We start from the raw sequence: 15055 nt of genomic DNA, 5'->3' as shown, positions 1-15055 counted from the left end.
GCCCCGTACTGCCGCCATACCGCTCGTTATCGCTCGTCCGAGGAGCTCCCGTGCTTGAGGCATTCTTCTCCACCCTGCTGGTCCTGGTCTGCGTCGGTGTTCTCGCCTTCGCCGGCCTGACCGTGAAGAAGCTGTACCAGGGCCAGCGCTGACCCGAGTCCGCACCACTCACCACTCCCTCACAGATCGTCTGAGCCGCTCATGATCGAGATCCCGTCCGACCTCCACCCGGACCTCGTCCCGCTTGCCTTCCTGCTCGGCAACTGGGCGGGCGCGGGCGTGTCCGACTTCCCCGGCGCCGAGAAGTGCAACTTCGGCCAGGAAGTCTCCTTCAGCCACGACGGCCGGGACTTCCTGGAGTACGTCTCGCGCTCCTGGGTGCTCGACGCCGAGGGCAACAAGGTCAAGCCGCTGGAGACCGAGTCCGGCTACTGGCGCATCGACAAGGACCGCAAGGTCGAGGTCGTCATGGTCCGCGACCAGGGGGTCATCGAGATCTGGTACGGCGAGCTCGCCCACCAGAAGCCGCAGATCGACCTGGTCACCGACGCGGTGGCCCGGACCGCGGCCTCCGGCCCGTACAACGGTGGCAAGCGCCTCTACGGCTATGTGAACAGTGACCTGATGTGGGTCGGCGAGAAGGCCACCCCCGATGTGGAGCTGCGCCCGTACATGTCGGCGCACCTGAAGAAGGTCGTCACCCCGGAAGAGGTCGAGGCGATGGCGAAGAGCCTCGGCGACCTGCCGGACGACGGCATCGCGTTCTTCAAGTAGCCGCACGCATCCAGGTACGCGCACGATCTGCGGTCAGGTGCTCACCCGGTCCTACACTGGGCCTGTGGTGAGCACCGACTGGAAGACCGATCTTCGGCAGCGCGGCTATCGGCTGACGCCGCAGCGGCAGCTTGTCCTGGAAGCCGTCGACACACTGGAACACGCGACGCCCGACGACATCCTCGCCGAGGTGCGCAGGACGGCGTCCGGTGTGAACATCTCGACCGTCTACCGGACCCTGGAGCTCCTGGAGGAGCTCCAGCTGGTCAGCCATGCCCATCTGGGGCACGGTGCGCCGACGTACCACCTGGCCGACCGCCACCACCACATCCATCTGGTCTGCCGGGACTGCGGGGACATCATCGAGGCCGATGTCGGCGTCGTCGCCGAATTCACCGCGAAGCTGCGGGACAGCTTCGGCTTCGAGACCGACATGAAGCACTTCGCGATCTTCGGCCGTTGCGCCGGCTGCACGGCGAAGAAGGCGGACGGTGAGCCGGGCGACCGGGCGGCCGATCAGCCCCGGCCGCCCGCTTCCGCGCAGTAGACCGAGTCGTACGCTGGTCGCATGAAGAGCCCCCTGCTGTCCCTGCCCGGCGCCGTCCCCGCCGAGGGCCGCGACGAAGGCGTCGCCGCGCACTACGGCGACCTGTTCCGCGAGCAGCGAGCCCTCGCCGACGGCACCGGCCTCGTCGACCTCTCGCACCGCGGCGTCGTCACCGTCACCGGAAGCGACCGGCTGGCCTGGCTGCACCTGCTGATCACCCAGCACGTCAGCGAACTCGCCCCGGGAGAGGCCACCGAGGCGCTGATCCTCACCGCGCACGGGCACATCGAGCACGCCCTCTATCTCGTCGACGACGGCGAGACGGTGTGGATGCACGTCGAACCGGACACCCAGGGCGACCTGATCGCCTATCTGGAGTCGATGAAGTTCTTCTACCGGGTGGATGTCGCCGACCGCACCGAGGACTTCGCCGTGGTGCACCTGCCGGCCGGCTCCATCGCGGAGGTCCCCGAGGGCATCGCCGTACGGGAGGCGCCGCACGGCCGTGACCTGTTCCTGCCCCGCGCCGACCTGGAGACCTACGCCGCCGAGAACGGTCCGGCGGCCGGCATCCTGGCCTACGAGGCGCTGCGCGTCGAGGCTCACCGCCCCCGGCTCGGCTTCGAGACCGACCACCGCACCATCCCGCACGAGCTGGGCTGGATCGGCACCGCCGTTCACCTCCAGAAGGGCTGCTACCGCGGTCAGGAGACCGTGGCCCGGGTGCAGAACCTGGGGAAGCCGCCGCGCCGGCTGGTCTTCCTGCACCTGGACGGCAGCGACGTGATCCTGCCCGGACACGGCACTCCGGTGCGGCTCGCAGCGGACGGGGCGGAGGGACGTCAGCTCGGCTTCATCACGACGTCCGCCCGCCACCACGAGCTGGGCCCGATCGCGCTGGCGCTGGTCAAGCGCAACGTGGCGGTGGACGCGGAACTGCTCGCGGGGGACACCGCGGCGGCCCAGGAGACGGTCGTCGAGCCGTAGATCTGCTACGCGCGGCCGTCTACGGACGCGCACGGCCGAACCCGGCTCAGACCTCGATCAGTACGGTGAACGGGCCATGGTTCGTGAGCGAGACACGCATGTCCGCTCCGAACCGGCCCGTCTCCACCTGCGCGCCCAGCGCCCGCAGCTGCGCCACCACCTCGTCGACCAGCGGTTCGGCGATCTCGCCGGGCGCCGCGGCGTTCCAGGTGGGCCTGCGCCCCTTCCGGGCGTCCCCGTAGAGAGTGAACTGCGAAATCACCAAAAGCGGTGCATTCACATCGGAGCAGGACTTCTCGCCCTCCAGGATGCGCACCGACCAGAGCTTGCGGGCGAGCTGCGCCGCCTTCTCCGCGGTGTCCCCGTGGGTGACTCCGACCAGCACACACAGCCCCTCGCCGACGATTTCGCCGACCACTTCGGGCCCGTTTCCGTCGCCCGCGCCGTCGGCCACCGTGACGCTCGCGCCGTCCACTCTCTGTATCACTGCACGCATACAGACCAACCTATCTTGGGCTGAACGGGTACAGAGCACCTGCGTAGGCGCGGTGTGGGGTGGCACCATGCACGGAAGGCGGTGTGCCGACGCACCGGTCGAGGGGATGGACAGAGCATGAGTACATATGGAGCCGGGCAATCCCCGGGTGTCGTACCGGTGACGCGTGCCGCCGCCGGTGCCAGTACTAGCACCAGCACCATGCGCCCGCCCGTGCAACGGACCGGTCCCGGCCTCGACGACGGCCTGCCCGGGCCCTCGCAGCCGGAGCTGGGCACCCTGCGCCTGCCGGAACTGCGCGCGCTGCGCCGTGACGCGCAGCGCGATGAGGCAGACCTCAGTTACGTACGCCGTCTGGTCCAGGGGCGGATCGACATCCTGCGGGCCGAGCTGGCCCGCCGCCGGGACCCCGAGGCACCGGTTGTGGACCGGCTTTCCGAGATCCTCGCCGACACGCCGTCGCGGCACCGCTCGTCCGCCCGGCACGTGACGCTGACCACGCCGCGGAGCGACGAGTTCCGCCGGCTGGCCGCCGAGACACTCGCCGAGGTCGAACTCTCCGACCTCGACGCCCGTACCGACGAAGAGCTGCACACCGCGATGGGACGGCTCGTCCGCTACGAGCAACAGGTCTCCCGCCGCCGTCACCGGCTGCAGTGCACCGCGGACGATTGCAGTGCGGAGATCGCCCGCAGGTACCGTGACGGGGAAGCACAAGTAGACGACCTGCTCGCCTGAAGCGATCCTTCCGGGGCAGGTCCCCCGCACAACCCCGGAAGGCCGCCACGATGAGCTCCACACCCTTCATATCCCCGGCGGCCCCCGCGCTGCCCGTTCTGGCCGAGGTCGTACGGTCCGGCTTCGTCGAGGGCCACCACCGGGGCTCGCTGGTCGTGCTGGCCGCCGACGGCAGTGTGGAGCAGGCGCTGGGGGACCCGGCCGCGGCTGTCTTCCCGCGCTCCTCGAACAAGCCGATGCAGGCCGCCGCCGTGCTGCGGGCCGGGCTCGACCTCTCCGGGGAACGGCTGGCGCTGGCCGCCGCGAGCCACTCGGGCGAGGGGTTCCACCTCGATCTCGTACGCAAGATGCTTGCCGAGCACGGGCTGACCCCGGACGATCTGCAGACCCCGCCCGATCTGCCACTGGACCCGGATGAGGCGGAGACCTATCTCGCCGCGGGCGGCGTCCGTGAGCGGATCACCATGAACTGCTCCGGCAAGCACGCGGCGATGCTCGCGGTGTGTGCACGCAACGGCTGGGACCAGGCGACCTATCTGGACCCCGCCCACCCGCTCCAGCAGCTGGTCCACCAGGTGGTCGAGGACGCGGCGGGCGAGCCGGTCACGGCGGTGGGTACGGACGGCTGCGGGGCCCCGCTGATGGCGATCAGCCTGGTCGGTCTGGCGCGGGCGTTCCGCTCGTTCGTGCTGGCCGAGGAGGGCACCGCGGAGCGCCGGGTGGCGGATGCGATGCGCGCCCACCCGGAGTACGTCGCGGGCACCCGGCGCCCCGATACGTGGCTGATGCGCGAAGTGCCGGGCACGCTCTCCAAGATGGGCGCGGAGGCGGTCCAGGCGGTGGCGCTGGCGGACGGCCGGGCGGTGGCATTCAAGATCGCCGACGGCGGCGGACGGGCGCTCGGCCCGGTGCTGGCCAGGGCACTGGAGCTGCTCGGCATCGACGCGCCGGTGGTGGACCGGATCGGCCGGGCGCCGCTGATGGGCGGCGGCGCGGAAGTGGGCGTGATCCGGGCGGCGTTCTGACCGTCCGGGTCTCCCTGGGAGGCCCGGAAAACCTGGCGACATTCCCCGTCCCGTGTGCCTAGCGTGGGGCGCATGAGTCCTGAGGTCCGTACCGTCACCGCGTCCGAGTTCCCCAGTTGGCTGAGCGCCGTGAACACCGGCTTTCTGCGACCGCCGACGGTGACGGACGGGGAGGTCGCGAGCCGCCTCCCGCACGTGGATCTGGCCCGTACCCAAGGGGTGTTCGACGACGGGCGGTGCGTGGCGTCGTTCCGGTCGTTCGCCCAGGAGCTGACGGTCGTCGGCGGAGTCACCGTGCCGTCCGACGCGGTCACCAACGTCACGGTGTCGCCCACGCACCGCCGGCGCGGGCTGCTCAGCCGGATGATGGCCACGGACCTGGCGGCGGCGAAGGAGCGCGGCGATGTGGTCGCGACGCTGATCGCCGCCGAGTACCCGATCTACGGGCGGTACGGGTTCGGCCCGGCCACCTGGACCACCGAGTGGGAGATCGACATCCCCCGGGCCGGCCTGGACCCGCGCTGGTCGGGCCCGTCCGCGGCGGACGGCGGCCGGATCGACCTGGTGGACGGCGCCGAGGTGCGCAAGCTCGGCCCCGCCCTGCACGACCGGCTGCGCGCCCGGCAGCACGGCGTGGTCAGTCGCGGAGACCGCTGGTGGCAGCTGAGCACCGGCGAGGACGTGCCCGTGCCGGGTTCATGGACGGAACCGTTCCACGCGGTGTACCGCAACGCGGACGGCGAGGTCGACGGCCTGCTCGTCTACCGCGCCGACGACAAGTGGGGCGATGCGAAGCAGCCGCTGAACCGGGCGTCCGTCGTCGGTCTGATCGCCGAGACCCCGGCCGCGGAACGGGCGCTGTGGCACTTCGTCTGCTCGATCGACTGGGTCACCACGGTCCGCTCCGGCTACCGTGCCCCCGACGACCTGCTCCCCCTCCTCCTCCCGGACCCCCGCGCGGCCCGCACCGTCACGCAGGCGGACTGGATGTGGGTGCGCGTTCTGGATGTCGTACGGGCCCTGGAGGCGCGCACCTACGCCGTCCCGGCCACCCTGACCCTGGACGTCCGCGACCCGGCGGGCCTCGCCGGCGGCCGCTTCCGCCTGGAGGCCTCCCCGGACGGCGCGTCCTGCACGCCGACCGCGGAGAGTGCCGATCTGGCCCTGGACGTACGGGAGCTGGGGACGCTCTACCTCGGCGACGAATCGGTACTCCGGCTCGCGGCACTGGGCCGGATCGACGAACTCACGCCGGGCGCGGCGGCGGTGGCGGACGGGGTGTTCCGGGCGGGGCGGCGCGCATGGTGCCCGGATGTGTTCTGACCGCGTGCCGCGTACCCCCTCCTAGGATGGATCCAAGGGCGGATCTCCGCCCCGGGTGGGGGACGTCGTAGGCCCGGGGGCCGCGGTCCGGGGCGGCGCGGAAGGTGGTTCAGGTGACTGGAACATACGGTTCGTCGGGCGGTACGGGCCTGCCGGCCAGCATCGAAGCCGCCTGGGGGCTGCGGGAGCGCCCGGTCAAGGGACCGAAGCCCGGCCTGAGTCTGGCCCGCATCGTGGACGCCGCGGTGGCGGTGGCCGAGTCCGAGGGGCTCGGCGCGGTCTCGATGGGGCGGGTCGCGAAGGACCTCGGCGCCTCGACGATGTCGCTCTACCGCTATGTATCGGCCAAGGACGAGCTCTACGTCCTGATGCAGGAGGCGGCCCTGGGCCCGCCGCCCCCGCTGCCCGCGCCGGAGAGCGGTGCGGGCTGGCGGGAGGCGCTCCGGCAGTGGGCGTGGGCGCAGCGCGAGGTGTTCCACCGCAATCTGTGGATGCTCCGTATCCCGGTCGTGGGTCCGCCGGCCAGCCCCAACAGCCTCGCCTGGTGGGAGCAGGGCCTCCAGGCGCTCGACGGCACCGGTCTCAGCGAGAGGGAGGGGGTCTCCGTGATCCTTCTCGTCGCCGGTTTCGTACGGAACGAGGCGCTGCTGAGGGGGGACCTCGCCGCCGCCGTCGAGGCGCGGGGCGTCTCGCCGCAGGAAGTGATGAACGGGTACGCGCGGACACTGGACCGGCTGATCGACCCCGCGAGGCACCCGGCGCTCTCGCGGCTGCTGGCGTCCGGGGTGCTGGGCACGCCGGACGATCCGGACGATGAGTTCGCCTTCGGACTGGAGCGGGTGCTGGACGGGGTCGAGGTCCTGCTGCAGGGCCTGACCGGGCGGGCGGAGCCCGGACCGGTCAGGGGCGCGGGCGCGGAGGTTCCGGATCCCCGGCCCGTCTCGCCTTCCGTGTACTGAGCAGCACCTTGCCGAGCAGACCGCGCCCCTCGATCGCCGCATGCGCCTGCGCCGCCTGCTCCAGCGGGTAGACCTGCCCGATCACCGGGCGCAGACGCCCGGCCGCCGCTTCGGCCAGTGCGTGTCCGGCCAGGCGCACGTGCTCCGCGTCCGTCAGCTGCACATCTGCGATGGAGCGCAGCGAGACGGAGCGCCGCGCAGCCTCCTCGGCATCGATCCGGGCGAAAGCGCCCGTCGGCGCCCCGTGGGCGGAGAAGCGGCCGCCGTCGGCGACCAGCGCGAAAGCCGCCGCGCCCATCGTGCCCCCGACCCCGTCCAGGACCACGTCCGCAGGGCCGCCGGCCTTCTCCAGGGCTGCACGGGCGTGCTCCGCCCACTCCGCGTCCGCGCCGTCGACCACGTCATCGGCGCCCAGCTCCCGTACCAGCTCCGTCTTCCGCTTGCCTCGCGCGACCGCGACGACATGCGCACCGGCCGCGTGCACCAGCTGGACGAGCAGGGTGCCCATGCCGCCGGAGGCACCGAGGACCAGTACGCGTTCGCCGGGTTCGGGGGCGGTCGCCTCCAGCAGCGCGGCGGCGGTCACCCCGTCGTGGATCAGGGCGGCGGCCTCGCGCAGCCCGAGTCCGTCGGGGACCGGTACCAGGTGGTCCGCGGGGGTCACGGCCTGCTCGGCGTAGCCGCCCGTGAAGCCGAGGGAGGCGACGACCCGGCGGCCGGTCCAACGCACGTCGACGCCCTCGCCGACCGTACGGACCGTGCCTGCGATCCCGCCGCCCGGCACGTACGGCGGGACGACCGGGAAGTGGTCGCGGAACGCGCCCGACCGGATCTGGGTCTCCACGAAGAGCGTGTCAACGTCACTCACGTCGATCACCACCTCGTCGGGCCCCGCCACCGGGTCGGGCCGCTCGGCCGGAACCAGTACCTCCGGACCGCCCAGCTCCCTGACCAGCGCCACACGCATGCGGATCCCACCCCTCCGTATTCGGGCGGCCGGCCGCCCGGTGCCCGTCCTCCCACTCTCGGACGTCAAGTCCGGTTGAGGTCAAGGGCGTACGCTTCGTGGTCATGAACGGAGAGAAGGCCCGACCCGGGACCACGGCTCAGCCGCTGATCAGCCTGCGGGAGCGGAAGAAGCAGCTGACGTACCAGGCGGTTTCCGATGCCGCGATCGCGATGTTCCTGGAGCGGGGCTTCGACAAGGTCTCGGTGGCGGAGGTGGCGGCCGCCGCCGACATCTCCAAGCCCACGCTGTTCCGGTACTTCCCGGCCAAGGAGGACCTGGCGCTGCACCGGTTCGCCGACCACGAGGACGAGGCGGCGAGGGTGGTCGCGGCCCGCCCGGAGGGCGAATCACCGCTGGACGCCCTGCGCCGCCACCTCCTCGACGGCCTGGAGCGGCGCGACCCGGTGACGGGGCTCTGCGATGCGCCCGAGGTGCTGGCGTTCCACCGGATGCTGTACGGGACGCCGTCGCTGGTGGCCCGCATGTACGGGTACCAGAGCCGCTCGGAGGCGGCGCTCGCGCGTGCGCTGGGCGACGGGGTGCGGGACCGGCTTGCGGCGGGGCAGATCATTGCCGTGCAACGGATCCTGGCGCTGGAGAACTGGCGGCGGATCGATGCCGGGGAGAGCGCGGACGAGGTGTACGGGGACGCGGTACGGGCGGCCGAACTCGCCTTCGTGCAGCTGAGGTCGGGGATCGAGGGGGACCGGTAGGGCGGACGCCGCCGTCCGGCTCGTTCGGCTCGTTCGGCTCGTTCGGCCCGTCCGGCTCAGACAAGGGGGCCGTCCCCGGGGTGCAGTACCGCTTCCGCGATTTCCCGCACCCGGTCCCGGGTGATGCCCGTCCGCTGTTCCACGGCGAGCGGGTGGTCCGTGGGCTCCAGTTCGATGAAGGGGCGCCGGCCGATGGCGGGTGTGCGCGTTCGTCGTGAGGTTGGTCGTACGCGGCGAGTACAACCCCAACTCGGTGCTCAGCCAGCCGGAATAGGGCCTCTCCGACTCGCGTCCCGGCGTCTCCCACACATATGGAGGGCGCGGGTGAAGTTCTCCCGGCTGAGTGAGACGGACTACGGCCTCAGCACGGCGTCGCGGACGGCGGCCCACTGCAGCGAGTGACGGATGCCCTCCGTCACCGAGTGCTGCGGCTGCCAGTCCAGCAGGCGGTGGGCGCGTTCGCTGCGGGTGTACGCCCCCGCCACATCGCCCGGCCGCGCGTCGACGTCGACCGACGGTACCGGGACGTCGGTGACGCTGTTGAAGGCGGTGAGGAGTTCGCGCACCGTGGTACCCGTGCCGGTGCCCACATTGATGACGGTGGAGCGGGAGCCGTCCGTCCCGGGCAGCAGTGCGTCGAACCTGTCCAGCGCCGCCACATGCGCGGCGGCCAGATCCCACACATGGACGTAGTCCCGGATGCCCGACCCGTCACGCGTCGGATAGTGGGTGCCGGTGACCTGGAACGCGACGCCCTCCTCCTGTGCCTCGATCATCTTGCCCAGGGCGTGGCTGGGCCGCCGGAGCTGAAGTCCCGTACGCATCTTGGGATCCGCGCCGATCGGATTGAAGTAGCGCAGGGACAGCACGCGGATCGGCCGGGTGACGGCGATGTCGGCGAACATCCCCTCGCAGACCGCCTTGGTCCGGGCGTACGGGCTCTGCGGGTCGAGGGGAGACTCCTCGTCGACGGTCAGGTCCTCGTCCGCGGCGTAGATGGAGGCGGAGGAGCTGAAGATCAGGCGCTCGCAGCCGTTGCGCAGCAGATGGGAGACGAACTCCAGGCTCTTGGTGACGTTCGCCCGGTAGTAACCCAGCGGATCGGCCACCGAGTCGGGGACCACGATCAGTGCGGCGCAGTGGACGACGGCGTCGATGTCCGGATGCTCGGCGAAGACGCGGTCGATCAGCGGGCCGTCGGCGATGTCGCCCTCGTAGAAGGGGTGCCCGGACGTGAACTCCCGCCTGCCCGTCACGAGGTTGTCGAGGATCACCGGACTGATCCCGGCGTCCGAGCAGGCAGAGGCGATCGTGCTGCCGATGTAGCCCGCGCCCCCGGCGATCAGAACCTTCATGCCGTACCTCTCCGTCGACCCGCCTGTCTGCCTGGCAGGCCAGGTGGTGCTGTCCGGAGCCTAGTGCCCCCTCCCGGCAAGCTTCGCCCCGTCGCACCGTCCGGCACGCCCTCCCCCAAGGCCTTAAGGGCCAGGGGGGACCCCCTTCCGCGTTGGCCAAAAGCCCCGGTAGCGCTACCAGGACGTCAGGCCGCCTTGCGGTCGCACGCCCCGGACGACGCTCCTTCTGGGGCAAACATGGCCGGTCACGGCACTGGACGAGCGCCGCCGCGGCCATGATCCGCCGGCCACCGCTCGGGTCCGCTCGGGCAGGGGCACCGTCCCGGTCGGCGTCAACCGAGCGGGGAGGCGCGCCCCGGCCGGCACCCGGAAGGGACGCTGTTGCCGCTGATGTCGAAATCCCCGCAGGTGAGAAAGACATGGTTGAACTTGCCGAGGGCGTAGGCCAGTCCGCCGACGATCACGACGACACCGACGACCGTCCGGCGCTGGCGGTCGGTGAGTTCCGTCTCCCCGAACAGCAGGAGCTGCAGCAGCACCCAGGCCAGCAGCGGGGTGCCGATGATGCTGAGGATGCCGCCCGCCAGGAAGAGCGTCTCGCCCGGCCAGCTGCCGCTGCGCGGCACGATGGCGGCGATGACGAGCCACACGGTGGGCAGGGCCAGGCAGGACCAGTACACCCAGCCGTGATGCTGCCGACGCGTGGGCACCAACAGGCCGGTCAGCATCACGGCGGTCGACACCGCCCAGAGGGTGAGCATCTGGTCGTAGAAGATGACGTTGTAGGCGCCGAGCGTGAAGGCGGGCTCCCAGACCGCCAGCGCTCCACCGCCCGCGATCACGGCGGTCTTCGGCACCACCTGGCCGACGCCGCTCCGGCTGAGGGGCGCGGGTGGCGCGCCTCCGCTCGCGCCTGCGGAGCGGGTGGCGTCGTCAGCCATGAGAACCCCTCTCCGAAATGGGATATTTCCGTACACATTACTCAGGATGAGGGTCGCTCCGGGCCGTCTGCCCCGCGTCGGTCGCGCACGACGAGCCGGAGGGGAGCACCGAGGTCCGAGCCGCTGAAGCGCTGCGGAAAACCTGTACGCCTTTCATCCACCCGCATCGCCGCGGCGGCGTCCTGAGCGTCCGCCGGGAGTCAGCCCACCCGCTCCGTCAGGAAGTCCTCCCAGGTCCGCGCACCCACGGAAGTCCCCTCGCCGAGCGACAGGTTCTCGCCCGCCCGGTACGCGAACCCGGCCTTCCCCGGCACCCGGACCGGCATCATCAGCCGGTGCTTACCGCGCAACTGCAGGTATCCGCGGCTCAGTTCGGCCACTCCGTACACGTTCGGCCCGGCCAGGTCGGGCACCCGGCCGGCCGGCTTGCCGAGCGTCAGCTCCACGAGCCGGGCCGCCACCTCGCGCGCGTCGACCGGCTGGAACCGGAGTCCGCCGGGCACCGGTATCACCGGCAGCTTCGTCATCTTCTCCACGACGGTCAGGACCAGGTTGTTGAACTGGGCGGCACGCAGCGTGGTCCACGGAAGGCCCGAGTCGGCCACGGCCTGCTCAGCGCCCAGCTTGGACCTGAAGTAGCCGATCGGCATCCGGTCCGCCCCGATGACCGAGATGTACACGAGGTGCTGGACTCCGGCTCGCGATGCGGCCCGCACCAGGTTCCGGGTCGCCTCGTCGTCTCCCTTGGGACCGCCCGCGAGATGCAGGACCGTCCCGGCCCCGGCCACCGCGGACTCGACGCCCTCGTCCTTGAGCAGGTCGCCGGTCACGTACTCGATGCCGTCCCCGGACTCGCGGCTGTGCCGGCTCAGGACCCGTACGTGACACCCGGCGTCCCGCAGGAGCGGTACGACGAGGCGGCCGAGCGTGCCCGTGCCGCCGGTGACCAGAAGGGGGGAGGTGGCCATGGTCGTCTCCAATTCGTTCGTCCGGGAGTCGATCTCCCGGACACAATCAGCGGGGTTTCGCGGGTCTGTTGATATGACCCGCCATGGGGAAGGAATGTGACCGGATGGACGAGCACGCGGGGCTGACGGAGCGTTTCGAGGAGGACCGGACCCGTCTGCGAGCCGTGGCGTACCGGATGCTCGGCTCGGTGAGTGAGGCCGATGACGCCGTTCAGGAAACCTGGTTGCGCCTCCATCGCACCGACATCAGCGGCGTCGAGAACCTCAGTGGGTGGCTGACGACGGTGACGGCACGGGTGTGTCTGAACATGCTGCGGGCGCGCGAGTCCCGGCGCGAGGATCCCCTCGCGGCACTCGTGCCCGAAACCAGCGTGGGCCAGGAGGACGGGTGCGACCCCGAGGAGGAAGCGCTGCTCGCGGACTCGGTCGGACTGGCGCTGCTGGTGGTGCTCGACACACTGACGCCGGCCGAGCGCATCGCCTTCGTGCTGCACGACCTGTTCGCCGTGCCCTTCGACGAGATCGGCCCGATGATCGAGCGTTCCCCCACAGCGGCCAGACAGCTTGCGAGCCGCGCCCGCCGCCGGGTCAAGGGGGCCACCCCGGTGCCCGACGCCGACCTGGCCCGCCAGCGTCACGTGGTCGACGCCTTCCTCGCTGCCACCCGCGGCGGGGACTTCGACGCACTGGTCCGGCTGCTCCATCCGGACGTCGTCCTCCGGGCCGACCCGGCGGTCGTGCCGACCCCCGAACCGATCGTCGTCCGCGGCGCCCGCACCGTCGCGCAGGGCGCGATGGCCGCCATGGGCCGGGCCCGGTTCACCCAGCCCGGACTGGTCAACGGCGCGGTGGGTCTCATCATGGCTCCGCTCGGCCGCCTGGCCCTGGTACTCGGCTTCACGGTCACGGCGGACGGGATCACCGAGATCGACGTGATCGCGGACCGGGGCCGCCTCAGCCAGGTCGATATCGCCGTGCTCGACGCCTGACTCGATGTCCACGCCCGGTGCCGTACCGAGTCGCCCGTGCGAGACGCGGGAACGGCAACAGGGCCGGGCCGGGCGTGCAGGAGACGGGGAGCGCCATCGCGGCGGCGGTCACCAGGCCGGCCAAGGCCAATCCATGGGCGGACATGCAGCGGCTCCTCCTTCTGGGACATGGGCCACCAGAGGAGCACGCCCGCCCGCCGCGGGGCCGCCGACGTGGCCGTTCACGGCACCGTCGACGGCCCTGCGGCCTACGGGAGAAGCGCTCCCGCTCGGACCTCGCAGGCTCCCGCGTGACGGGCCCGCCACCGGCACCTGGGACAGGTGCCGGTGGCGGGTCGCGGGCCGATGCGGGGGTTCACCTGGCGACGGTTCGGCGTGCGGCCCAGGCCGCTGATCAAGGCGGAGCATCTCGAGCTCTGCGGCGGCTGCGGAGGTGGCGTGGGCATGGGCCTGCGGCCGCCCGCCGCCCGCCGCCCGACGGCCCGGACGGCACTGGCCTGCCGGCCTTAAGCTGGCCCGGTGACGCTTGAGGACCTCGTACGGCTGCGCCGGGCCCGGGACATGATGGACCGCGACTACGCGCGGCCCCTCGACGTCCCGGCGCTGGCGCGCGTCGCCCTCATGTCGCCCGGGCACTTCTCCCGCAGTTTCCGGGCTGCCTTCGGGGAGAGCCCGTACAGCTACCTGATGACCCGCCGTGTCGAGCGGGCCAAGGCGCTGCTGCGGCGGGGCGACCTGAGTGTGACGGAGGTCTGCTTCGCGGTCGGCTGTACATCGCTGGGGTCGTTCAGCTCGCGCTTCACCGAGCTGGTCGGCGAGAGTCCGAGCGCGTACCGGGCCCGCAGCCATGACGAGGGCGCGGCCATCCCGGCCTGCGTCGCCAAGATCCACACGCGACCGGTCAGGAACGCACCGGCCAGTAGCGGAGAAGCGGAAACCGCCGCCCGCCCGTAGCGTCGAAGGCATGAACATCAAGCTTTCCCAGTGCTTCATCGCGGTCGACGACCATGACAAGGCACTCGCCTTCTACCGCGACGTTCTCGGCCTGGAGGTACGCAACGACGTGGCGTTCGAGGGGATGCGCTGGGTGACCGTCGGCTCACCCGCGCAGCCGGACGTGGAGATCGTCCTCGAGCCGCCGGCCGCGAACCCGAATGCCTCACCGGCCGACAAGAAGGCGATGGCGGAACTGCTGGCCAAGGGCATGCTGCGCGGCGTGATCTTCTCCACCGACGACTGCGACGCCACTTTCGAGCGCATCCGGGCCGCGGGCGGCGAGGTGCTCCAGGAGCCGATCGACCAGCCCTACGGTGTCCGCGACTGTGCCTTCCGCGACCCGGCCGGCAACCTGCTGCGCTTCAACCAGCCGCGCGCTCGGTGACATCCGCGCGCCTTGGAGCGCGCTTCAGCTCCCGCCGTCTCCGGTGTCACGTTCCGACGGCGGAAGGCACGAGCGCGACCATCCGCGCTCGCATCCGTCGCCTCGGCGAACTCGCGGTCTCCGCCCATCCGCCCGTCCGCCCATCCGCGCCTACGCGCGGACGCCCCGGGTCGCGCCCCGACTCCGCTGCGCCCGCTCGCGTTGCCCGCTCGGGAATGCTGGGTGACGCAACGTCAGGCGGTGCGCGCGACAAGTGGCCGGACGGATCAGGAATCGAGAAGCGTCGGGCGCCGAGCCGCAGCTACCGTGACGGCCATGGACATCACCATTCACACGACCTCCCTCCCGCATGACGACCCGGACGCGGCCCTGGCCTTCTACCGCGACACCCTCGGCTTCGAGGTCCGCAGCGACGTCGGACACGGCAAGATGCGCTGGATCACGGTCGGCCCCGTCGATCAGCCCGGCACTTCCATCCTCCTGGCGCCGCCGGCCGCCGACCCCGGGGTCACCGAGGACGAGCGCCGCACCATCGTCGAGATGATGGCCAAGGGCACCTACGGCTGGATCCTGCTGGCCACCCGGGACCTCGACGGCACCTTCGAGAAGGTGCAGGCCGCCGACGCCGAGGTCGTCCAGGAGCCGACCGATCAGCCCTACGGCGTTCGCGACTGCGCCTTCCGTGATCCCGCGGGCAACCTGATCCGCATCCAAGAGCTTCGCTGAGCCGTTCGGTAACCGATCTGCTCTCGGTGGCCGGTGTCGCGACCACTGCGGGGAATGCGGCGGTCGGCGCTTTCGTGCTCCTACGTCCCGGCGAGCCGACCACCGGCCCCCACCTGGCCACCGC

Annotated in this window: 17 protein-coding genes and 1 pseudogene; 12 read left to right on the top strand and 6 right to left on the bottom strand. The window is 71.4% G+C overall.

Going from position 1 to position 15055, the window contains the following annotated elements:
- Positions 1-201: 201 nt before the first annotated feature.
- The 3 genes from OG972_RS19460 (at position 202) to OG972_RS19450 (ending at position 2308) form a co-directional block, all read left to right on the top strand.
- Positions 202-774 carry an FABP family protein gene (locus OG972_RS19460; protein WP_266983234.1) on the top strand — a complete coding sequence of 191 codons (573 nt, stop codon included), beginning with the start codon at positions 202-204 and terminating at the stop codon, positions 772-774.
- A 64-nt stretch (positions 775-838) separates the two neighbouring features.
- A complete protein-coding gene (locus tag OG972_RS19455; protein WP_266983232.1) occupies positions 839-1321 on the top strand; it encodes a Fur family transcriptional regulator in 483 nt (160 codons plus the stop codon).
- A 21-nt stretch (positions 1322-1342) separates the two neighbouring features.
- Entirely contained in the window at positions 1343-2308 is a 966-nt protein-coding gene (locus OG972_RS19450) for a folate-binding protein YgfZ (RefSeq protein WP_266983230.1), read from the top strand.
- A 46-nt stretch (positions 2309-2354) separates the two neighbouring features.
- Here the strand turns inward: OG972_RS19450 and dtd are convergent, their stop codons facing one another.
- The gene (dtd, locus tag OG972_RS19445; RefSeq protein ID WP_266983228.1) at positions 2355-2804 is read right to left on the bottom strand and encodes a D-aminoacyl-tRNA deacylase; all 450 of its coding nucleotides are present in this window, start codon (positions 2802-2804) and stop codon (positions 2355-2357) included.
- A 117-nt stretch (positions 2805-2921) separates the two neighbouring features.
- On the opposite strand from dtd, the gene OG972_RS19440 reads away from it, so the two are divergent.
- The 4 genes from OG972_RS19440 (at position 2922) to OG972_RS19425 (ending at position 6849) form a co-directional block, all read left to right on the top strand.
- Positions 2922-3542: an ABC transporter substrate-binding protein gene (locus tag OG972_RS19440; protein ID WP_266983226.1), complete on the top strand. Its 621-nt coding sequence runs from the start codon at positions 2922-2924 to the stop codon at positions 3540-3542.
- 50 nt (positions 3543-3592) lie between these two features.
- Positions 3593-4567: an asparaginase gene (locus OG972_RS19435; RefSeq protein WP_266983224.1), complete on the top strand. Its 975-nt coding sequence runs from the start codon at positions 3593-3595 to the stop codon at positions 4565-4567.
- 72 nt (positions 4568-4639) lie between these two features.
- The gene (locus OG972_RS19430) at positions 4640-5890 is read left to right on the top strand and encodes a GNAT family N-acetyltransferase (protein ID WP_266983222.1); all 1251 of its coding nucleotides are present in this window, start codon (positions 4640-4642) and stop codon (positions 5888-5890) included.
- Positions 5891-6003: 113 nt separating this feature from the next.
- Positions 6004-6849 carry a TetR/AcrR family transcriptional regulator gene (locus tag OG972_RS19425; protein ID WP_266983220.1) on the top strand — a complete coding sequence of 282 codons (846 nt, stop codon included), beginning with the start codon at positions 6004-6006 and terminating at the stop codon, positions 6847-6849.
- On the opposite strand, the gene OG972_RS19420 is transcribed toward OG972_RS19425, so the two are convergent.
- A complete protein-coding gene (locus tag OG972_RS19420) occupies positions 6791-7816 on the bottom strand; it encodes a zinc-binding dehydrogenase (protein WP_266983218.1) in 1026 nt (341 codons plus the stop codon). The genes OG972_RS19425 and OG972_RS19420 overlap by 59 nt on opposite strands.
- Positions 7817-7920: 104 nt before the next feature.
- Between OG972_RS19420 and OG972_RS19415 the strand changes: the two genes are divergently transcribed.
- Entirely contained in the window at positions 7921-8571 is a 651-nt protein-coding gene (locus tag OG972_RS19415) for a TetR family transcriptional regulator (protein WP_266983216.1), read from the top strand.
- Between the two features lie 56 nt (positions 8572-8627).
- On the opposite strand, the pseudogene OG972_RS19410 reads toward OG972_RS19415, so the two are convergent.
- From OG972_RS19410 to OG972_RS19395, 4 genes and pseudogenes are all read right to left on the bottom strand, one after another.
- Positions 8628-8921: pseudogene (locus tag OG972_RS19410) on the bottom strand (DUF2199 domain-containing protein); the annotation flags it as partial.
- Positions 8922-8924: 3 nt separating this feature from the next.
- Positions 8925-9926: a UDP-glucose 4-epimerase GalE gene (gene galE, locus OG972_RS19405; protein ID WP_266983215.1), complete on the bottom strand. Its 1002-nt coding sequence runs from the start codon at positions 9924-9926 to the stop codon at positions 8925-8927.
- 332 nt (positions 9927-10258) lie between these two features.
- Entirely contained in the window at positions 10259-10867 is a 609-nt protein-coding gene (locus OG972_RS19400; protein WP_266983213.1) for a hypothetical protein, read from the bottom strand.
- 200 nt (positions 10868-11067) lie between these two features.
- Positions 11068-11835, bottom strand: coding sequence for an SDR family oxidoreductase (locus tag OG972_RS19395; protein WP_266983211.1), 768 nt, complete (start codon positions 11833-11835; stop codon positions 11068-11070).
- A gap of 104 nt (positions 11836-11939) precedes the next feature.
- On the opposite strand from OG972_RS19395, the gene OG972_RS19390 reads away from it, so the two are divergent.
- The 4 genes from OG972_RS19390 to OG972_RS19375 all read left to right on the top strand — a co-directional run bounded on the left by OG972_RS19390 (position 11940) and on the right by OG972_RS19375 (position 14931).
- Entirely contained in the window at positions 11940-12824 is an 885-nt protein-coding gene (locus tag OG972_RS19390) for a sigma-70 family RNA polymerase sigma factor (RefSeq protein WP_266983209.1), read from the top strand.
- 519 nt (positions 12825-13343) lie between these two features.
- Entirely contained in the window at positions 13344-13778 is a 435-nt protein-coding gene (locus OG972_RS19385; RefSeq protein ID WP_266983207.1) for a helix-turn-helix domain-containing protein, read from the top strand.
- Between the two features lie 10 nt (positions 13779-13788).
- The gene (locus OG972_RS19380; RefSeq protein ID WP_266983205.1) at positions 13789-14205 is read left to right on the top strand and encodes a VOC family protein; all 417 of its coding nucleotides are present in this window, start codon (positions 13789-13791) and stop codon (positions 14203-14205) included.
- A 315-nt stretch (positions 14206-14520) separates the two neighbouring features.
- The gene (locus OG972_RS19375) at positions 14521-14931 is read left to right on the top strand and encodes a VOC family protein (RefSeq protein ID WP_266983203.1); all 411 of its coding nucleotides are present in this window, start codon (positions 14521-14523) and stop codon (positions 14929-14931) included.
- Positions 14932-15055: the final 124 nt, after the last annotated feature.

Source organism: Streptomyces sp. NBC_01669, from assembly GCF_026339735.1.
GTDB lineage: Bacteria > Actinomycetota > Actinomycetes > Streptomycetales > Streptomycetaceae > Streptomyces > Streptomyces yanii.
Note: the sequence above shows the minus strand (reverse complement) of the source record. Positions and strands in the feature narration are given on the sequence as shown.